The sequence below is a fragment of the Chania multitudinisentens RB-25 genome (genome assembly GCF_000520015.2).
Classification (GTDB): domain Bacteria; phylum Pseudomonadota; class Gammaproteobacteria; order Enterobacterales; family Enterobacteriaceae; genus Chania; species Chania multitudinisentens.
In genome coordinates this window covers 163097-183362 of record NZ_CP007044.2, presented here as the reverse complement: position 1 = coordinate 183362, position 20266 = coordinate 163097, and the positions used below count along the sequence as shown (strand labels likewise).

Annotated in this window: 21 protein-coding genes; all 21 read right to left on the bottom strand. The window is 51.8% G+C overall.

Going from position 1 to position 20266, the window contains the following annotated elements:
* Window positions 1-2: 2 nt before the first annotated feature.
* The 21 genes from Z042_RS00720 to Z042_RS00625 all read right to left on the bottom strand — a co-directional run bounded on the left by Z042_RS00720 (window position 3) and on the right by Z042_RS00625 (window position 20262).
* On the bottom strand, window positions 3-572 hold the full coding sequence (locus Z042_RS00720; RefSeq protein ID WP_024912492.1) for a type VI secretion system baseplate subunit TssE: 570 nt from the start codon (window positions 570-572) through the stop codon (window positions 3-5).
* Window positions 572-1396: a type VI secretion system accessory protein TagJ gene (locus Z042_RS00715; RefSeq protein ID WP_024912493.1), complete on the bottom strand. Its 825-nt coding sequence runs from the start codon at window positions 1394-1396 to the stop codon at window positions 572-574. Before Z042_RS00715 ends, Z042_RS00720 begins: the two co-directional genes overlap by 1 nt.
* Window positions 1397-1413: 17 nt before the next feature.
* Window positions 1414-2379 carry a hypothetical protein gene (locus tag Z042_RS00710; protein WP_024912494.1) on the bottom strand — a complete coding sequence of 322 codons (966 nt, stop codon included), beginning with the start codon at window positions 2377-2379 and terminating at the stop codon, window positions 1414-1416.
* 24 nt (window positions 2380-2403) lie between these two features.
* On the bottom strand, window positions 2404-3186 hold the full coding sequence (locus Z042_RS00705; RefSeq protein ID WP_024912495.1) for a PP2C family protein-serine/threonine phosphatase: 783 nt from the start codon (window positions 3184-3186) through the stop codon (window positions 2404-2406).
* Entirely contained in the window at window positions 3183-4967 is a 1785-nt protein-coding gene (gene tagH, locus Z042_RS00700) for a type VI secretion system-associated FHA domain protein TagH (protein ID WP_024912496.1), read from the bottom strand. Before tagH ends, Z042_RS00705 begins: the two co-directional genes overlap by 4 nt.
* Before the next feature lie 160 nt (window positions 4968-5127).
* Window positions 5128-5505 carry an STY0301 family protein gene (locus tag Z042_RS25775; RefSeq protein WP_154666853.1) on the bottom strand — a complete coding sequence of 126 codons (378 nt, stop codon included), beginning with the start codon at window positions 5503-5505 and terminating at the stop codon, window positions 5128-5130.
* Window positions 5506-5636: 131 nt separating this feature from the next.
* Window positions 5637-6119 (bottom strand): Hcp family type VI secretion system effector, encoded by a 483-nt coding sequence (locus Z042_RS00695; protein WP_024912497.1) that lies wholly within the window; start codon window positions 6117-6119, stop codon window positions 5637-5639.
* Between the two features lie 257 nt (window positions 6120-6376).
* Window positions 6377-6757: a Rap1a/Tai family immunity protein gene (locus tag Z042_RS00690; RefSeq protein ID WP_071882774.1), complete on the bottom strand. Its 381-nt coding sequence runs from the start codon at window positions 6755-6757 to the stop codon at window positions 6377-6379.
* Window positions 6758-6881: 124 nt separating this feature from the next.
* Entirely contained in the window at window positions 6882-7322 is a 441-nt protein-coding gene (locus Z042_RS00685; protein WP_417903513.1) for a T6SS amidase immunity protein Tai4 family protein, read from the bottom strand.
* 91 nt (window positions 7323-7413) lie between these two features.
* On the bottom strand, window positions 7414-7887 hold the full coding sequence (locus tag Z042_RS00680) for a hypothetical protein (protein ID WP_024912499.1): 474 nt from the start codon (window positions 7885-7887) through the stop codon (window positions 7414-7416).
* 103 nt (window positions 7888-7990) lie between these two features.
* Window positions 7991-9493 carry a type VI secretion system contractile sheath large subunit gene (gene tssC, locus Z042_RS00675; protein ID WP_024912500.1) on the bottom strand — a complete coding sequence of 501 codons (1503 nt, stop codon included), beginning with the start codon at window positions 9491-9493 and terminating at the stop codon, window positions 7991-7993.
* Window positions 9494-9496: 3 nt separating this feature from the next.
* Window positions 9497-10033 carry a type VI secretion system contractile sheath small subunit gene (gene tssB / locus Z042_RS00670; protein WP_024912501.1) on the bottom strand — a complete coding sequence of 179 codons (537 nt, stop codon included), beginning with the start codon at window positions 10031-10033 and terminating at the stop codon, window positions 9497-9499.
* A gap of 116 nt (window positions 10034-10149) precedes the next feature.
* A complete protein-coding gene (gene tssA, locus Z042_RS00665; RefSeq protein WP_024912502.1) occupies window positions 10150-11172 on the bottom strand; it encodes a type VI secretion system protein TssA in 1023 nt (340 codons plus the stop codon).
* 29 nt (window positions 11173-11201) lie between these two features.
* Window positions 11202-11915 carry a type VI secretion system-associated protein TagF gene (tagF, locus tag Z042_RS00660; RefSeq protein WP_024912503.1) on the bottom strand — a complete coding sequence of 238 codons (714 nt, stop codon included), beginning with the start codon at window positions 11913-11915 and terminating at the stop codon, window positions 11202-11204.
* A gap of 15 nt (window positions 11916-11930) precedes the next feature.
* Window positions 11931-15572: a type VI secretion system membrane subunit TssM gene (tssM, locus tag Z042_RS00655; protein ID WP_024912504.1), complete on the bottom strand. Its 3642-nt coding sequence runs from the start codon at window positions 15570-15572 to the stop codon at window positions 11931-11933.
* Window positions 15572-16783 (bottom strand): DotU family type VI secretion system protein, encoded by a 1212-nt coding sequence (locus Z042_RS00650; protein ID WP_024912505.1) that lies wholly within the window; start codon window positions 16781-16783, stop codon window positions 15572-15574. Before Z042_RS00650 ends, tssM begins: the two co-directional genes overlap by 1 nt.
* A gap of 3 nt (window positions 16784-16786) precedes the next feature.
* Window positions 16787-18124, bottom strand: coding sequence for a type VI secretion system baseplate subunit TssK (gene tssK / locus Z042_RS00645; protein WP_024912506.1), 1338 nt, complete (start codon window positions 18122-18124; stop codon window positions 16787-16789).
* 41 nt (window positions 18125-18165) lie between these two features.
* Window positions 18166-18681: a type VI secretion system lipoprotein TssJ gene (tssJ, locus tag Z042_RS00640; protein WP_024912507.1), complete on the bottom strand. Its 516-nt coding sequence runs from the start codon at window positions 18679-18681 to the stop codon at window positions 18166-18168.
* 26 nt (window positions 18682-18707) lie between these two features.
* Window positions 18708-19214 (bottom strand): SH3 domain-containing protein, encoded by a 507-nt coding sequence (locus Z042_RS00635; protein WP_024912508.1) that lies wholly within the window; start codon window positions 19212-19214, stop codon window positions 18708-18710.
* Between the two features lie 42 nt (window positions 19215-19256).
* A complete protein-coding gene (locus Z042_RS00630) occupies window positions 19257-19649 on the bottom strand; it encodes a DUF4150 domain-containing protein (protein ID WP_024912509.1) in 393 nt (130 codons plus the stop codon).
* A gap of 4 nt (window positions 19650-19653) precedes the next feature.
* Entirely contained in the window at window positions 19654-20262 is a 609-nt protein-coding gene (locus tag Z042_RS00625) for a DUF3540 domain-containing protein (RefSeq protein WP_024912510.1), read from the bottom strand.
* Between the last annotated feature and the right edge of the window lie 4 nt (window positions 20263-20266).

Here is a 20266-nt window from a genome sequence, read left to right as displayed (position 1 = left end):
GTTTACCCTGCATCCTTTAAATCGAAGTGGCCGTTTTCCAGATCAACGTCAGTGCGAAACAGAAACTCAAGCGGATAAGGTACGCACCACAGGCGGCCTTTGATTTCTATCGACAGGACGTTATGCAGTTCCAGCGAATGGGGATCTGAAATACAGCGTACCTGTAGATCGTCCGGCAAGATGCGGGGTTCAAAGGTCAGGATGGAGTTCGTCAATGCCTGCTGGATATCCGGCCACTCGATATCAGACATACGCTTGCCCGCCATTGACGCTATGCCATAGTTGAGCGTTGAGCGGCGTACCTGCGGATAAGCTTCCAGATCGAGGCTTGATTCATTGTTGACGCAGTTGAATAACCATTGCAGATCGCGCAGTACCCGATGACGTAATTCACCCGGCGACAGCAAATTGCGTGCGGCAGCCTCCTGTTTTTTCTGCGGTTCATGGTCGGTCAGAAGATCGATCAAGACGGGTTGCATTCTGTCGCGCGATGTCAGGCGCTCACTGTTCTGCCGGAAATAATGCCCCTGCTGCCGCAGATCGCCGCTATGAGGGAGAGTCTTGCTGCTCATTATCCGTTGCCCTGATCAAAAGTCAGTTGGCGCAGGCTATGTAACGGGAATTCGTTCTCACCGCTCAACCAGGTTTTCAGGCCAGAGCCCACATAGTGTTGGCTGTCTCCTAAAGGGTGCCATTCGGTACGTTTACCGAGCAGCAAAGTATCGTCAGCATCCGCAAGCAGTGGGTAGCGGGCGGGCAGTTGGCAGACTTGTTCACGCCCATCAACCAAACGTACCAGCGCATGGCTCCAGACCAGATCGATGGCGCTTTGCGGGGCTTGAAACTGGATGCTGGCAATGGCGGTGAAAGGCAGCCAGTAATAGCCGCCATTCAAAGCCAACTCGCATATTGGCCCCAGACGCCCGTCGCCGTCCGCCAGCCAGGCAAACGCCTCGGTTTGCGCTTCCCCACCCGCAACGAAGGTGAGTTGCCCACTGCTGGCTGCTGCTTCGTCCAATGCGCGATCGCGTATGGCTTCAGCCTGGCCGTTTTCACCCTGGACATCGTGATGCAATGCCTGGAGCATCTGCATCATCCAGCTTTCTTCGTGGTTTAACAGCATGGGGGAAGCATGGCCGGCGAAAACTGCCTGACGTTGCAGCTCGGCTTCAACCGATTGCATTAACAACAGCGTGGTTGGCTGCGCGATAGGTTTCAGGGCTTGCCAGGACTTTAACTGCATTTTGGCGCGTTGCCAGTTCCCGCTAAGACACAGTAATTGCACCAGTGCGGCACGCAGATCGGCATCTGTCGGGCGGGTTTTGATATCGCTTTCCACGTGGGCGATCGCGCCGTTAATGGTGTTATCTTGCAACATGTTGGCTAATGACTTCACAATCTGTTCCCTCTAAATCAATAGGCCATATCATTAACGGACAAATAGCTGCCGCTGGCAGGATCAACGCGATCAACGGCCAGTGTTTCTACCAGGCGGAATATGAGAGAGATCCCTTGCTCGGTGACCAATGGCCGCCAGGTTTCGTTGGCGCGGGCCACTCTTTGGCTGACGGCGGCGCGATCCGCTGCTTGCTCGCGTGTCATTTCAATAATCACTTCTCCCTGGAATGCCCAGGCGTAGGATTGCGGGTTGAAAGGCAACACCAGGAAACTGTCTGATGCCCCCAAAATCAATCGTTGGGCATTCGCACCGATCACCGTCAGCGAGTGATTATCGGTATTGATATTGGCCAGCGGATATCCCTGATAAAAGACCACGCTATGCGTCTGATTGCTGCCCCCTTGCTGGGTGATAATCGTCCCTGGCCCTTGGACTAAATCGTTGGCATCACAACGCAGTTCCTCCGAGCTGGGAACGAATACCACGTTGTCGCTGAGATCGCTGTTCCAATAGGTTCGGAACTGGCAGCCTTGTGGTAGGGCAAAAGACGCAATCGTGTCTTGGGTGGCCAGCGGCGAGGTCACGGCAACCGCAGGGGGAATAGTGGTGTCGGATGAGTTGGTTACCGCCGGTTGCACCACCACTTTCCAGCTTTGGCTTTTACTGGCGCTGCCAGAGGCTAGTTCATTCCCCTGTTTGTCGGTCAACACCCAGAGGAGTTGCGCTACCTTGGCGCATTGTTTTTCTAACAAATTACCCACGCGCGGCAGGAAATCGTTCAGAACGTTTGTATCCGTACTTTGTGCTGAGGTGATGCGCAATGGAATGCTATTCATGCACCAGCTTTCAGGGTTGCTGTTTTTGACATCGTCAATAAAGACTTCAAGTTGCAGCGTGGGGGAATGTGCCAATCGATAATCTACAGCCTGTACGGCAGGTATCATCAGCAGGGCAATAATGCCGGGTATCCAATATTTCATAGTAGGGCCTTGGCGTAATTCGCATTAATTACGGGAAAGAAAGCGCTCAGCATCGCTGAGGGAATGCAACAAGGTGGTTTCTTGTGGAGAACCGATCCAGATGGCAATCGCGCTGTAATTATCAACACTGGTGCCAGTACCGGTTTTATCCCAGGCTTGTTGCAGCAGAGAAAGCCATTCGCTGGGGGAATTCACCATGTGCAATGATTGTTCCAGCTCCTTTTGGGTAAAGTTGTGCCAGAAACCATCGGTACACAGCAGGAAAACGTCACCGTCCTCCAGTTGCAGCACATCGCCATAGGTGGCATCGCGTTCCTCACTCATCCCTAAGGCGAAATACAGGAGATTGCTGTTGATGCCGCTGGTTTGATAACCGGCGTCGGCCATTTGTTGAATCAGGCTGTGATCGCGAGTGGTGGCATATAAATAACCTCGGCGAAACAGATACAGGCGGCTATCACCTGCGTGCGCCCAATAGGCGAGTTGGTAATCACGATCGATAAACAGGCTCACCAGCGTAGTGCCCATCTTGCTGTATTGTTCAGCTTGCAGCTGTTGCTGGTGGATAGCCCGGTTGGCATGTGAAATGTACTGGCGGATGCTTTGGGCATCCAGGTGTTTTTCACCGTCAAAATTGAGCAGGATGGTGTCACGAGCCACACTGGCGGCGATATCGCCACCAGGCAGGCCAGCAATGCCATCGCAAACAACAAAACAGGCGGAACGCTGGCCAACCACTTCGCCGAGTTGGTCTTGATTAGTCGCGCGTTCTCCCTGATTGGACGTAGAGGCTGTAGTGATATTCATTGGTCTTCCGGTTTGGCCTGTGAATCTTTGTATTGGTTGGCTTCAACGCCGTAGGCATGCAGGAAAGCTTCACCAAACAGCGTATGGAAATCGTCTTCAAGCTCACCGGCGGTTTTCTGGTAGCTTTTAACGAAGTAATCCCACAGCGCGGCTTTACGGCTGGAGGGGAATGTCAGCCGGGGCAGGGTTCCTGCCTGGCGGGCTTCTTCTTCCAGGCGCTCTGGGTCAAAGGATTGCAACATGGCTGCGATGATGGCCCGGATACCGGCGATCATGCCCAGTTGATGAGCCTGTAGGTCGATCAGCGCATCACGTACCGATTGCTCAGGCGGCATAAAACCAGGCATTTTGCTGCCAAACATCTGCATCAGCACGGTTTTACCTGAAGGTAACAGCTTGAAGGGGTTATTGGCCTCATCAAGGATCATGGTCATCTCCGCTTTTACACCACGCTTGAGGATGGAGCGGGACGAGAGTAAGGCCACCGTGCCTTGTGAAAACAGGCTTAATAACTGGCCGGTCTGATATAACTGTTGCTCGTTAAAGCGTGGTGATGGCTGTAAGTCATCCAGGCCGAGCCCTTGCAGCAGGGCTGCCAGTAGTGGCCCTTCCAGCGTATTCCCGTTTGAGGCTGGCGTGTTTTGTGGTTGCTCGGTTGAGTAACCAACGGGATCGATGCCTAAACGCTGCCCTGAGCGCGCCAGGGATGATGCCGATGCCGCCTGGGCGTGAACTTTTGGTGGTTCAGGCTCAGCCATGGGAGCGGGGGCCGGTGTTGGTTGTGGCAATGGCGCTGCTTCTGGGGCCGGTTTCGGTACGACCGCTTCCTGTATCGGCGGCGCGGGTATTGGCGCAGGGGGCGATATGGGAGCAGGTGCCGGGGTCGGAGTCGGGGGTTCTACTGCTGGAGACAAAGGTACGGCACCGCTGGTCAGCAAACCCAACGGGTCATTATTGTTGTGAGCACCAGGCGCAGCCGGAGATGACAATGCGCCAAACAAAGCCAATGGGTCCAGCTCTTGCCGGTCAGCATGATTTTCTGTTGCAGGGATCGGTTCTGGCGCATGTGTTGGCGAATGGTTCCCCGTGAGCAAGGTACTGGGGGTCGTATCGGCCAGAATATGGTTCTGATCGAAGGGGGTGTCGGAGTTGAATAACGTTGCCGGATCGGTTTGCCTGGGTTGCAGATTATGCAGGTCGATATTATTGGTCAGTTGTTCCAACGGGTTGGTGGGATTTAACTCAACGCGTGTTTCTTCCAATAAAGGATGAGCATCGTTCTGGGTAATCGGCGTTGGTGCGGCTTCTCCTGGGGTGAATTCCTGCATCAGGTTATCCCATATTTCATTGGGCACCGTTGCCGCGTTTTGTTGCTGATGAATTGCTGCTGCTGCGCTTGGCGCAACATCTATGGTGCTGGCGACGAAAGGGGCCGAAATGGGCTGGGAAACAGGGATAACCGGTTGTTGTAGGCTGTTGACCTGGATTTGGTAATCATCGATACCCAAGATGTCACCATCTTGCAATTCAACCTGGCGGCCACGTTCCAGCGGAATATTATTGAGCTGTACGTTGGTGACATTGCCACGGTTAGTGATGCGGCATTCACCCTCAGCTGAAATATGTACGATTGCCTGCAAACGGGATATTGAGCGTTCTTCATCCGGCAGCACCAGATTATTATCCACACTACGGCCTATTGTTCCGCCTGGTGGCAGGAAATCACAGCTACTCTGTGGCGGTACCTGACCATGTTTGTTTTTTACAATAGAAAATCGCATAAGGCATTCCTGCTGATTAAGGTGTAATGCAAAATAGAGTTATTGCCGGTTGATGTTTGTCATAGTGCAAGTGGCAGGTGCGTTGGTTTTCCTACAACTTGACTTATTTAGGGCATAGGTGAAACATCAGAGAATGAGGTGACTTAAGAGTAAAAATCATTTAATAGCATTGAACTGAAAATGGGGTTTCGTTAACAATGCATTGCGTTGCACCCACCACGTGAAGAGTGAGCGTATGTTTGACCTTATCAAAACGGCATATCAGATAGGGATCCATTCGCGAGTCTATGTTCCATTTTCTTGTCTGTTTGCTCATTTCTGGTACCAGTTCCCCGCGCTTTTCCACTGGCCTATCAAATAACGCAGCATTACTCAATGGATAAAGTTGCTCACCCACGGCAAGGGATTCAGGGCAGAAAAATAACGGCGTTTTGGCATTGCCAGATCCGATGCTGCCTAATGTTAATAATATGCCCAAGCAGGTGTTCTTAAATGATTTACTTAATAATGTGAAATTGCTCCCCGTCATTAAATGCATAACCGTAGCCTCTAAAAATGATTAATTTCGCGTTGAGGGGATGGCCTCGCCGTTGAGCATAAAATAAATGGCTTTCTGATCGTTCTTTTTTAGATAAATAACCTCCCCGTAAGGGGAGGTTTTCTGATGTATTAAGACTCTTTGTTTTCTTTAATATTCCAGCCGGCGCTGCTTTCTGCACCTTTACCGCCTTTCTCACTCTGTTCCCAGTATTGTTGCTTAACTTTCGCCGCCTGGAAGGAATAATTAACGCCCACGGTATCTTCGCCACCGGAACCGGTGTATTGCACAGAGGTAACCAGTACATCTTCTAAGGTGATTTTGACATACTCAACTTGGCTACCGCCGGCTTTACAAATAGAAAGCTCAATTTTACCCAAATGCTTACCACTGGCGCAGTGTTTTAACAGTGCGGGTGTTGATTTATCGACTAATGCATTAATGTGCAGATCGTTAAAGCAGACTTTGCCAGCACCGCCGCCGCCACCTACGCTCATATTACCTGGTTGAGATGCACCCCAGGAAAATGAAACAATGTCAGTCCATCCTTTATGGTTGGAGTCTTTAGATTCACCGTTGGCTCCTTCAACTTTCAGGAACATATCAATAGCCATGATTTTTCACTCTTGATTAAAGGTTAATAATATTAACATCGCGTTGAAACGTTCAGGTAATAGCAATAGGAGTTATAATGCTGGTAATAAAACACCGTGAATATCCCTGTGCCATGCACCTATTAAACACCGATTTACTGTTCGGTACAGTTATTAAGCTCTTTGTTGCAGAACAACAATAAGCTAAATATATTTCGCCCTTGAAATCGAATGCTCAGTTTTATCAATGTAAGGCTTATTGTGGCAGTGTATATACTTCATCGATTCCCTTGTTTACATGGAAAATTTGTCACCATGGCTGCCTCGATCAGATCCGATGCCCTGTGTTTTAATTGCTCCTGAGGGAGCTTTTTAAAATATTCAAATACAAACTCCCGCAGGGTGATGGTTTGCAGTTGGCTATACTGGCACCAGGTTTTGCCTTCTGTGGCATCTAGAACACCCAACATATAGAGCTGGGCCTTTTCTTTTTCTTGCCGATCTGCACCACGATATAGCCTGAAGAAATCGTCACCTTGCAGATTCACGTCATCAGGAGTCAAATGCTGAAGAGGTGTTTGCTGGGCTAGAACAGGCACTGGTGCCACGGTGAGGCAGAGTAGCGCTAATGATGCCAGGTATAAATGGGCTCTTCTCAAGGTGATTTCCTGATAAATAAGGTAGTTGAGGCTTCATCTCGTCCGGTGTAACACTTGTCATACTCCTGAAAATCAAATTATTTTAGATATAATTCAGGTTGTAATTGGGTGATGAAATTGCAATTCATTCAGGATTATCTTGTTTCCAGTTATGGGTAGCGTCTCCCACAATAACCTCGCGTGATAACTTATCCAGCTCAGGGCTATGATATAACCGTAAACAGTTCAACATGACGCCTGTAGTATTATTTTCTACTTCACTGTGGAAGTGATTAATTCGTGACTTAAATTGGTCAATCAACGTATTGATTTTCTCATCACCAGATTCAATATCAAAAGGCATCCACTCTCTCATCGCATTAGCGGTTCTGGCCGCATCGATAGAAAATGTTTTATCTTCTGTTGCAACCTGAGCCAGGCAACGAGATAGCGCGAGTTCTTTGACCACCTGGTAGTAAGGCATTTGCTTGATGAAAGCAACGGGATCATCAACCGTTTTGGCTTGAGTTTGTAATGAAAGTGTTAATATCAAAGTAAATGAAGCGATATTAAGGTTGCTTATCACTCTAACTCCCCTTTACAAAATACACTGGAGATAATGCGCAAGCCGCATCAGGAGTTGCCTATTGGTTTACTGAAAATCAGTCGTTATGTTTTTAATGACTCAGCATCCAATAATTTTTCTCATCGGTGCCTTTATCTTTACAAAGTAATATATTGTTTAGTTTTTTCTTGCTAATGCTAAAATCGGTACCATCAAAAAGCAATCCTTGGCCTTGCATACCACACAGCATCTCTGGGGAAAGGTTCCATGTTTCCCGTTCCTGTTTCGTCACTGGATTGCCAGAAATAACGAATATCGCTTCAATACTAACATCGGAATAACGATACTTCTGTGGCTCCGCGTTTGTGTCGCGCAGGAAATGACAGGGTGCTGTTAGTGTTAAAGGATACGTTTTTTTCACCGTAGAAGATGAAATATTCAGTTGGCAATGTTCTTCAACTTGAACCAATGCTATTTCATAATCTTTAAAGGTGAAATTATCGGTAACGACTTTCTCCGCATAACAGTAACCGTTAAATAAATACAGCAAAATAATAAAAACAGCGTATTTTTTTATTCTTATCATAATAAATCCCAGAACCAAACTTCAGTTCCCAAGGTAAAATAATCAGAGTTACCGCCTTTCATTTTAGTTCGGGTTGCATACTGCAACCCGAGACTACCGTTAATCATGCCTCATTCTGTTTCAGCGAAGGCAGTTTCGATACCAGACGCAGGGAAACGGTTAAACCTTCCAGCTGATAATGCGGGCGCAGGAAGAATTTAGCGCTGTAGTAACCCGGGTTTTCTTCGATTTCCTCTACCAGCACCTCGGCGGCGGCCAAGGGTTTGCGTGATTTGGTTTCTTGTGACGAGTTAGCCGGATCACCATCAACGTAATTCATGATCCAGTCATTCAACCAGCGTTCCATATCATCGCGTTCACGGAAAGAGCCGATTTTGTCGCGCACAATACACTTGAGATAATGCGCAAAGCGGCAGCAGGCGAACAGATACGGCAGGCGTGCTGAAAGCTGGGCGTTGGCCGAGGCGTCCGCATCATAATATTCAGCCGGTTTTTGCAGTGATTGAGCGCCGATGAAGGCGGCAAAATCAGAGTTTTTACGGTGGATCAGTGGGATAAACCCATTTTTAGCCAGTTCTGCCTCACGACGATCGCTGATGGCAATCTCGGTCGGGCACTTCATATCCACGCCGCCATCGTCGCTGGGGAAAGTGTGGCATGGCAGGTTTTCGACCGAGCCACCGGATTCTACGCCGCGGATCGAAGTACACCAGCCGTATTCCTTGAATGAACGGTTGATGTTAGCGGCCATGGCGTAGGCGGCGTTGGTCCAGGTGTAATGGCTGTGGGTGGTGCCGTCGGTTTCTTCCTCAAAATCGAACTCATCAATCGGATTGGTGCGGATACCATAAGGCAAACGTGCCAGAAAACGCGGCATAGCCAGGCCCAGATAGCGCGCATCTTCAGACTCCCGCAGGCTACGCCAGGCGGCATATTCGGTATTCTGGAAAATTTTTGTCAGGTCGCGCGGGTTGGAAAGCTCCTGCCATGACTCCATCTGCATAACGCTGGGGGCAGTGCCGGTGATGAACGGGCAGTGAGACGCCGCGCCAATCTTGGCCATTTCACCCAACAGTTCCACGTCCTGCGGGCTGTGGTCAAAAAAGTAGTCGCCCACCAGGCAACCGAAGGGTTCACCACCAAACTGACCGTACTCTTCCTCGTAGATTTTCTTGAAAATCGGGCTTTGGTCCCAGCCCACGCCTTTATGGCGTTTCAGCGTGCGCCCCAGCTCCTTTTTGGAAATGCTCATAAAACGGATTTTCAGCATTTCGTCAGTTTCGGTGTTATTGACCAAATAGTGCAGGCCGTGCCAGGCACCTTCCAACGCCTGGAAATCAGCGTGGTGGATAATTTTGTTGATCTGCTGTGAGAGTTTTTCATCAATTTCAGCGATCAGCGCCTGAATAGTGCGGTAGGCATCGGCAGAAACCGTGACTGTATTCTCCAGCGCCTGATGAGCTAAGGTTTTTACCGCGATCTCTACGGCCTCTTTGGCCTGATCGGTTCTTGGCCGGAACTCTTTATTGAGCAGCTCACTAAACTGATCGCTGGAGAAGGTTTCGCTGGTCTGCAACGCGGCTTGTTGTTGAGGTGAGTGGCTCATCGGTTAATCCTTATGTTCGTTATTGTTATCTTTGGCGGCCGGGAGTGGCGCGTTGCTCAGGGATTTCAGCAATTCGGGGTTTTGCAGGATTTTGGAGATCAACTCTTCTGCTCCGTTCTTACCATCCATATAGGACAGAAGATTGGAAAGCTGAGTGCGTGCTTCCAGCAGGTTATCCAGAGCATCCACTTTACGGGCGATAGCGGCTGGAGAAAAATCATCCATGCTTTCAAACGTCAGATCGACGTTCAACTGACCTTCACCGGTTAAGGTGTTGTCGACCTGATAGGCCACGCGTGGCTTCAAGGACTTCAGGCGTTCATCAAAGTTATCAATATCAATTTCCAGGAATTTACGTTCATCAATACCGGGCAGTGGATCAAGCGGTTTACCGGTAAGATCGGCCATCACGCCCATCACAAAAGGTAACTGGATTTTTCGCTCGGCACCGTAGATTTCAACATCGTATTCAATCTGTACGCGTGGTGCGCGATTACGGGCAATAAATTTCTGTCCACTACGGGATTTCGAGTTTGACATGGGAACTCCGTTAATGATTATCAAGAACGTTTCCATCTCAGGAGATGGAACGGGTTCAAATACTGGTCTGTGCGGCGGTTGCCGGGGAGAAATGTGCACACAGGGAATGTGCTCTGTTAACTGTTCTCCTCATTGCTTGGCATACCGAGAACATTTTCCAACTGATTAAGGCCATCCGGGGCGAGATCGCGGATGATTTGCATAAAATCCAGCGTGATCAACCGTTGTACCCGATCAATCATCAAGGGAGCTGGGTGACTGGGTTCGTGCAGGCTGAAGTAGTGCTTCACTTTATCCAGCATGAGCCGAGCGTCTTCGCGAGACTGGATCTGCGCATGGTGCCAATTGAACGCCGTGGTGCTGGCAGGAGGAGGCGTTGCTGTGATTGTCACTATGGGTTCCTGTTCCACCACTGGAAGAGGGATTGCCACAGCAGGCTGGCAGGCCTGTGCGAGGGTGCGGACAAGGTGCAACAGGCCATCCATTTCTGGCAGTGCGCTTTCCCCCAGATGACGGGAGACTTCCGTGCGCAGAGCGTTCAAGGTTTGCTGCAACGTGATGAGCAGTTGGGAAACCGGTTGCGATTCTTGGGCGAGTTCTTCCTGTAAACGGCTATATCCACCGGGGAAGCCGGGGTATTCCTGTTTACTGCCATCCAGCAGGGCGCAGGCATCACGCACCGAGATCTCGCCAGAGGCGCTTTTCAGCAAAGCCGCAGCCCGCAGGCAGGCGGTCAGTTGGGTTTTGTCACCCAATCCGGCGAGCGCATTGATACGAAACAGCGGATCAATTTCGCCATCAAAATCCAGCGGGGGCAGCAACGCATCCCAATAACGTGCCAATGCTTGCTGGATCAGCGTCAAACCCGCGGCATAGCCGGGCAGGCCACGGGTTTGGGTCCAGGCATGGGTGAGCTTTAGCATCACCCGCAGATCTTTGGTGCGCGCCAGCAAAGCCGTAGCCAAACGTTCTACTTGCATCCAGTCTGGGGCTTCCGCCGGAATAATAGTGCTGCCGAACTGTTGTTCAGCTTTCCCTTCAGAGGCTTTCTCCATCGCCAGAAAGTCGGCGTCATATTCCAGATTATCGCCGCAGGGAGCATCGTGGCTGATGGGAGCCAAAAGGGTATCGATATTCATACCGTTTACCTTTAAATAAAAGACGTTTTTTAATCAAACAGCGGTGGATACTGCCCACCACGGCCAAGCCTTGACCAACCGTTAGGGTTAAACAGTAGCGAAAATAGCTGCACGGTAAGATTGCCACTGTGCACGTGGGTATAGAGCGGGTGACCATCGGCCTGATTGGTCCACCAGAAACTGGAGTATTGCGCAGGCTCGAAGCAGTCCGCAGCCTGTTGCCACGCCAGTTTGTCCTCTGGCGGCGGCGGAAAACCGATAATGGATAAAATCTCTGCTCCTGCCTCGGCCACCGGGATCGGGAGTTCCGGCAGGGTGAGGAGTGCGTGGTCTAGCTGCTCGGCGGAGAAACCGTTACGCACTCCATTCAAGAGCGTATGGCCAAGTTGGCCATACCAATGAGCGGCGAGATTTAACTGCGGTTTGTGCCAGTCATTCAGATGGCAAAGGCGCATGGCGCAAACGGGGTAATAACGGCCAACGCGATCGCGGGCTGGCAGCAGGCACCCCATTTGGACATATTGGTTGCCCAAGGGGGCCGGTATGACGAAGTTCCAAATCGGCGCATAGCCGAACGGATGCTGGGTGTTGTCTGGCAATTCCTGTTGCAGGTTCAGCAAGCCGTTGTGGAACCAATGCGCCCAGCGGTTAATCACGCCATTGGGTAAACGGCGCTGTAGAAAATCACCCTCAGCCGGAATTTTTCCGTACCAGCCAATCTGCCTTGTCACGTTGTGATCCATGTCATTCCCTCTTGGCTATGGGCAGGAAAACGCAGGGAGTTGGAAAGGATTGCGGATACTGTTGGGGGTAAACTCCAACGTGACACTATGCCCATCCAGATGAAATGTTGCCTGCTTGCTCAGATTATTGCTGTCGGTAGCCGATGATTGGGCCCGATCTACCAGGCGGTTTAGCGCCCACGGCCCGCTGCTCACCAGGCTTGCCGTGGTTCCGTTAGCCAATGACAATTGCAAATGCACCTGGTTGGTATTGCGGATGCCCGGCCAGCTCACCACTAAGGGAACCTGCGGGCCATGGCTGTATTTGAATAACTGGCCGTCGATATCCAGCGTCAGGTTCAGAATATCGTTATCCATCCGTACCGGGCGAACGGTGACCCGGTAAGAGGGGATCGCGGTACCGTTGGCAAAGAAGGCGTCTCGAATACGCTGTGCCTGTTGGAACGAGGGCAGAATGCCTTCCCCACCGGGCAGGGTTTTGCCATCGACACCTGGTGTAAAACGCCAGTTAGGGCGCGTGGTGTCCACTTTGCCCTGTAGGTTGTCACGGAAAAAACTGTCCATCAGGCCGGTGTTGGGCGCAAACATCCGGGCCAGATCGTCCGGCGTTACATCCTGCTGCGAGCGGGGGTTAAGCGGGTAGCGCCCCGCAATGGCCTGGCGGCAGAAGCTGCTGACCTCAACGCTGATGCGTTTTTTGACGTTATCCATCTCTTTGCGCTGGGCGTCACTGCTGGCACCAATCGCCAGCGACAGCAACATGGGTTTGAATGGGATGGGTAACCGCCCTGATTCTGCCTGTAAACGCGGAATAATATCGCTGGGAGGAACGGCCATACCGCTGTTGGCTGCGCCCTGAACGGCGGTCAGATAATTATAAAGATCATCAACCTGTTTGAGGACGGCATCAAACGGAATGGCCTGGCTGCCTTCTCCCTGGCTCTGGGCCAGTTCCAGCAACGGCGCGAAGTGCGCCATCACCACCTGCTCCGGCTGTGCGGAGAGATCCCCGTCGGCGTTCGCAGGGCGGGTGGTGAACAAGGCTTCCAGCGTGTGGTTAGCGCCGTTATTGATCTTGTCCCCGGCTTTACCGAGCAACGAGCGCTGGTCGGCATCACTTTTCTCATCACGCAGAGTGAGGTATTTTCTTATATTAACCAGCAGGTTGCGCATTGGGGAAGGGTTCCCCGACAGCAAACGTGCGCTGTTGATACGCTGGCTCAACTCACTGATATTGGCCAGTTGTATATCCTGCAAAAACTCATCCCAAACGGCGATAAAATCCTGCATATACAGTTGGCGTACTGTTTTGGTCAGATCGGCACTTTTTTGTTCCGATGTCATGTCGGTGGTGAGCACCCAGATATCTTCCTGGCGCAGAGTGTCCGTTACCTGACCAATCGTGTTATCAAACGCTTTCCAATAGCCCTGCGGCGTAAAGAGCCCAGGTATGCCCTCGGTCACCGGCTTGCCGCTTTGGCGTGAGAAAGCCAGCTCGGTTTGAGGCCCGGCCAAATCCACCAGGCTGACCGGTTTGATCTCGGTTTGCTTGAGCAGTAAACGCTTCAGGCGGCTGTATACCCGCTGGGGCAGTGAGGAACGCCCCAACGCGGCTTGAGCCTGGGCCACCAACGCGGCATCTTTGGCATAAGGTGATGACTGAATTTGCGCATCAAGCAATTGGGCTAAATGCCACTCCAACTGCTGCAATTGCTGTTGCGTGATACCCTGGCGCAGATTGCGTTGCAGGTTAAGCATGACCCAGGCCCGCAGAAACTCGCCGTTATAGTGCTTGGGTAAATACAGCATTTGATAGGCTTTTAACGCCTCGTAGCTGAAATCGGCATCGCTACGATTATCATGGCGCAGTGTGTCGGTAATTTGCTGCGCGACCTGTGGCAGCAGAAGCTCTTTCAACGCCTTTTGGTATAAAGCGTGGCTGGCATTGCTAACCTGATTGCCCCGATACAACCCCATACGGTAAGAAAAGGGGGGATCTTGCAATGAAAAATGCTGGCTTTCAGGTAGGTTCAACACACTGTTAAGGAAGGGCAGCAGAGTTAGCATATCCCCGGAACCCTGTTGGGTCAGCGCCTGCCCCTGGCGTTCCAACTGCGGCACTTTGGCCGTGATTTCTGTCAGATACACTTTGTTGTTGCTATGGCTGGTGAACCAGGTCATCCCCAAGATGACCAGAATGGCGGCCAAAGAAAGGTAGCCAGCCCAGTGCAGAGCCCGGTTGCGATATTCCCACCAGCGGTTGCTACCCGCCAGACCAGCCTCCTGAAAAACAACCGTTTCCAGCATACCTTTCAGGAAAAAGCTCTGGCCTTTGGCCGCAGGGATCGGAGCTTCATGACTGAGGCTGTTCCAGTGGCTATGCGTTGTTTCTGCGGAGCGGTCAGGGGACAGGTGTAAATAGCGGTTCAACTCGCCCATCACGCGGTCAAAAGGCAGCCCTTCCTGAGTACCACTGGTGAAATAGATACCACGTGGTGTGAAGAGGGTTTCAAAGCTGGAGCGGGTAAAGATGATATCCAGATATTGGTTGAGCAAGGGGCGTAAAGCCGCAAACTCTTGCGGGAACAGGTAGCATTCGGCACGCTGCCGTGCATCCTGTTCAAGCAATAACGTATCCGGCAGGGCAGCATCCAGCCGCTGTTGTAACAGGGTATATTGTGAGGCGAAAGCCTGATTGAGGTCAAAATTGGGCAGGCGAGACTGTTCATAAGGGAAGGTGAATCCCCAGATTTGATCGCGCTGCGCTTTATCGAACTTGCTGAAATAGGCCATGAACCCATTCAGTAAATCGGCTTTGGTGACCATCACGTAAACTGGAAAACTGATACCCAATTGCTGGTGCAGTTCGATCAGCCTTTTGCGCAATGCTCCAGCCTGAACGGCCAGTGACTCACTGCTTTCGCTCAACAAATCCGCCACGCTGATGGTAATGATCACCCCGTTGATTGGCTGGCGCGTGCGGTATTTTTTTAACAGCTCAACGAAGCTTTTCCACTCGCCTGCATCTTCTTCACGCTGGCTTTCCTGCGTGGTGTAACGCCCTGCGGTGTCTAGCAAGACAGCGTCATTGGTAAACCACCAGTCGCAGTTGCGGGTGCCGCCTACGCCGCGCAGGGCCGATTTGCCAAAGCTATCCGCCAGTGGAAAATGCAGCCCTGAATTGATCAGCGCAGTGGTTTTACCAGCACCGGGAGCGCCGATAATGACATACCACGGCAATTGATAGAGATACTGGCGATTAAAGCGGTTCAGCCAAGAGTGTTTGTCACCTTGCCCCGGTGTGAAGCGGGCTTTTCTTAGCAGTTGCACCGCCTCATTAAACCGCTGTGACAGATGATGATCTGGCGGGGGCAGGGCCTTGGTTTCCCCGCTGGGAACCTCATTGCCTGCCCGTAAATTGCTCAATAACCGGCTGTTGAACCAGATGCTGTAAATACGTGGAATGATGCGAAACAGCACCCAGAACAGATAAATAATACCGATGGCGATCTGCCGGTTAAGCTCCGGTTCCAAAGGGCGATAGTCGCCAATGGCGACCAACGGGCCGATCACCCAGATAACAAAGGCTAACGCGGTAATACCAATCATTCCCCAGAGCAGGCGACTGGTGATAATGGAAAATAACGTACTGAGCATTACTGTCCGCTTCCTTGCTGCAATCGGTTGAGTTCTGCCTGGGTGTTTCCTGGCGCAACCAACAGGGTGATTTCGACCCGGCGGTTTAAGGCCCGGTTCTCTTTGCTGTTGTTGGCTACGATCGGATTACTGTCGCCGCGGCCTTCCGTTTTGACTCGTAGTGGATCATCCAGATGTTTTTGTAGCTGTTGGGTGACGGACTCGGCTCGCGCCAACGAAAGCTCCCAGTTGGAGGCGAAACGAGCGCTACGGATCGGAACGTTGTCACTGTATCCGGTCACCAGGATTTTGCCGCTGACCCCATTCATTGCCTTGGCGATGCGATCGATGACCGGAATATACGCTGGGCGGACGGTGGTAGCCGCAGAGTCAAACAGCCCATCACCTTTCAGGATCACCACGCTTTGCTGCGCTTCATCACGCACGGTGACTAGACCTTCGCTAATCTCTTTGCGCAGAAAACCTTTCAGATCCAGCAGCGGAGGCGGCATGGGCGCCGGATTACTGATGGCGATTTGCGGCAGATTAGCCTGATAAATAGCGGCTAATACCGGCGATGTAGCATCATCAAGCCGCCAGTTGAGAACAATGAACAGCAATGAAGCAAGAAACCCGGTCAGCGCCGCGCAGGCCCAGAGAGGCACCAACGGGCGCCAGTGTTTTTGCAGGACGGGGAGATCCCTGGCGTTTTGCGATAGCGCAGAGGTATACCCACCGCGCACCGAGCGTATCAGTTGTAATAGGCGCTGCTTGATGGTCTCTAACTGAGAACGGCCATTTTCGATCACCCGGTAACGGCCTTCAAAACCCAATAACAGGCAGTAGTTGAGCAGTTCCAGGATCTGAATATGTTCACGTGGGTTTTGTGAAAGCTTTGCCAACAGTTGGAAAAACTTCTCGCCGCCCCAGGTTTCATTATGGAAGGTCACCAATAGACCACTGCCTGACCAAACGCTGTTACTGCCCCAAGGAGTTAATGCGGCGGCTTCATCCAGTGCGGTACACAGGCAATAGCGTGCCCCGATGATGATCTCATAGGTCAGGTTCTCCCTCTGCGCTCGTACCTCAAAGCGGCGAATTTCATCGATCAACTGTTGGCGCAGCTGTGCAGGATCGGCATGGGTTGCCGACTGGCGGATCTGTGAAATGGCATTAAGCAGCGGGTTAGCGGCGATGAGCAGTGGGTTGTCCCACTGGGTAGCTTGAGTCATAAATTACCGATCCGTCTGGTTGCGAATGGCCCAGAATTCCATTTCCAGCCCTGGAAACTCACCGGCCAGATGCAGTGCGAATGCGCTGGACTTCTCCATCTCTTTCCACAGGTCGCCGTCTTTTTCCAGCTCGAAATAGGTATATCCCGCATGGTAAGGGAGCTGACGCGGCGCAGTTGGCATGGTACGCAGGCCAATACCGGGCAGTTGGAACTGCACCAGATCGCGGATACGCGTGACCGAGGCGATTTTCATTTGGGCCGGGAAGTGCGTTTGCAGGGCATCCGTAGTCACGTTGGCCCGTACCGCCAGCACGAAACCAAAATCGCGTATCATTTTGCTATCTTGAACGGTGGCAACATTTAGCCCATGTGAACGTTCCGTCAGCAGTAACTGAATGGCGTTATCTTCCAGCACGATCGACAGCCCCTGGCGCAGCATCAGCATCAACGGGGTGAAACAGAGTGCCAGATTATCGTGGTCATACACTGGCAGATGGGTTTCCGGTGTGCGCGTTGACGAGAAGCTGGTGAGTTCGGTGGCAAACTGTAGCCACTCGGCAAATAACCGTTCTGGATGAAGATGGCTGAGTTGCCTGACGTGGCTAACCTGCCCCAGATAGCGGTTAATTGCCTGCAACAGCATGAAATCGACGATCTCTGAGCTTCCCCCCCGCCCTGCTTGCAGCAAACGTTGGCCCATCTGTTGGCTACGCTGGGTCAGCAGGCCTTGCAGGTCATTGATAAAGGTTTTCAATACCGGGCTACCATGGCAGTTAAGCATGGGGGGGATGAGCGTGGGTTCCAGGCGCAAGCTGTTATCGCTATGCCGCTCTTGAACCAGGCAAACGGTCAGCGCGGTCCATTCTGGGTTGAGCTCGCTTTCGCGCATCAGGCGCAGCCGTAGCTGGCCGAACTGTAGTGCGGCGCTGCCCACGGCAATGGTATTCAAGTCGTCCACCTCGGTTTCGTAGGCCAGATAACGCGCCAGTGCCCCAGGTGTTTCCTGAAAAATGACATCTTCACGGCCAGCACGATAGGTGGGCAGTGCCAGCACCACTCTCTCACCCACCTGGTTGTCTTCGATCGCTAATGCGGGCAAAGGGTTGGCGAGCGTAAAAGGAGTGCCATCCGGCATAATGCCACTGGCGGCGTTGAGCGCTATTTTGCCCTGGCGCAGCAGCGTCTGATCCAGCTCCAGCGTCAAAAATCCCCAGAAATAACCGCAGTGAGCCTGCCCCCAGAGGTTTACGTAGCTTTCAAGATAATTTTCGGCTTGCTGGAAATGGTGGGGACGCAAAAACATTCCTTCTGTCCAAACCACCTTATGAGCACTTTTCATCATCGTCCCTACTCATTGTTATTATGTTGCAGCAAAACGGATTACGGCTTTTGACCATCGGCCTGTAGGCCATTCACTCCCACCACAATATGCGCAGCTAATTCGCCGGGAGATAATTGCCATATCTTGTAGAAGTTTGTCTGTTTGGGTTCCGGCAGAGGTAACGAGATACGCCATGTTTTACCGTCCAACTCGCGGTATTCGGCAATAATGCCGATGTAACGGGTATCCAGCGTACTTTGCCCCGCCAGCGTTTTGCCTTTTTGCCCAGGCATCAGGAAAAACTGATCGCTATCAAGCAGGCTGTTGCCAAGTACGCTTTTCACATCGCCTTGCAGGGTAAAGAAATCTGTTTCCATAAATTCGGCGTCAGAACGTAACAGCAAGACGCGGATTTTGATGGGGGCGTTACTGTTGATCTGCGGAACTGCATCAAAGACCAGGCTGTAACGGGATGGCACATTCTTCGCAGAGGACATACAACCGTTGAGCATGAACAGGGTGCAAATCAGGAACAACAGCGGCCAATAGCGCTGAGTGGATTGTGATTTGAGCATGATGTTTCTCGTCATCAACAAGCAGGTTATTCAAGGATCCAGGTATCTGACTTGGTGTCTTTACAGGCTTTGCTACTCTTGCCTACGGTAACGCAATTGTCGGCGTTTTTGGCACTGCTGGCTCGGCGGGCGCGGGGGCGATCTTTACGCAGCGTTGCCTGATATTCGCTGTCTACAACGCCGGCATTGCCCTGGATATAGCCAATAAGTTCTCCGCCTTGTTCCATTGAAATGGCCAGCCATTTATTTTCAACTTCGCCTAACGCGAAGAAGGGAGTGGCATTCTCCAGTGTGCCGAGCACCTTGCCGTTGTAGCCGGGTTTGCTCATGATGCTGGCGCTATAGAGGCTGCGGTATTGCACATCAATGGGCTCGAACTGCTCAGGGGGAGAAATAATGGCGCGATGGGTCAACGTTACACCATTCACCTGGTGGGTAACCAGGGTGTCATCAGTGATGGCGGGTTTTGAGCGTGGAGCACAGGCTGAGAGAAACAGAGCAACAAGCAGTAACAGCAAAATCCGTATTTTCACAATAACCTCTAAGTATTTTATCGGGTTGAAATAATGGGCTGATTAGGGCGCAAGCAACAAAACTTTCAGTTGGCTGGGAACGGTACGCATGCCAACCATGTTGGTTGAATTCTGTAGGCTGACGCTGGTCAAACGTGTTGCCGGCGTTCCTTTCACCAATACGGTGAATGCAGCGGTGAGATGGCGTGATGGCCCCATAACCGTTCCCGATGCGACGCCTGTCGCGATGCCCACGTTATCACCATTGGTTAGAGGGGTTACCGTAGCCATGTTATGGGCAGGCATGCCCATAAACAGAATGTTGTAGGCATTCGGTATCGCGGTTGGCCCCATGGCGATATCTGGGTAAGGAATTGGCGTGGGTGCTGGGGTTGGCGTTAGGCAGACATCAGGAAACGCCATATCAACCCCCATCAATTGGCAATTGGCAAACATCGTGTTACCCCATATGGATCTGTTCTGAATCGATTTTGGTAATGGCTTTGGAGGTGATCACCGTGTTCTGCGCATGTATGCGCAGATAGTCCTCGGCCTGCATATCTAACTGACCGGCACGAATCTGCTCCATTTGCGTGGTTTTGCGTAACAGCCGGTGACTGATTTGGGTAACGGTCTGCCAAACGGACTCACACTGTTGGCCCACGATGCGGGAGAGACTGACCCAGGCGCTGATCGACTCACCGCTGTAATTCATGGCATTGATATGGCAATCACTGGTTTTGGCCGTGATATTCAGCGCCTGGCTCGCCAAGCTGAGGTTACCCTGCGGGGCAATCTGTAAATCCCCTTCAACGCTGAGCACGGCGGGTTGTTGGCTTTCTGCCCGTTCCAAGACGGCCAACAGCCAGAGCTGCCCGCCAGTGCTGGCAATCAGAACACGATCGCCAAACTCTGGCGTCATCAGGCAACTGGCTGCACGGCGGCAGTGCCAACCACGGCCTTCGCTCTCAACCATCAGCGTACCGTCGTTGAGCAGATTAACCACCTGCCCGGCGGCCTGCTGGGGCGGAGCGATGGGGAGTGTGTAAGAAGGTATTGCACTGGTCATGGTG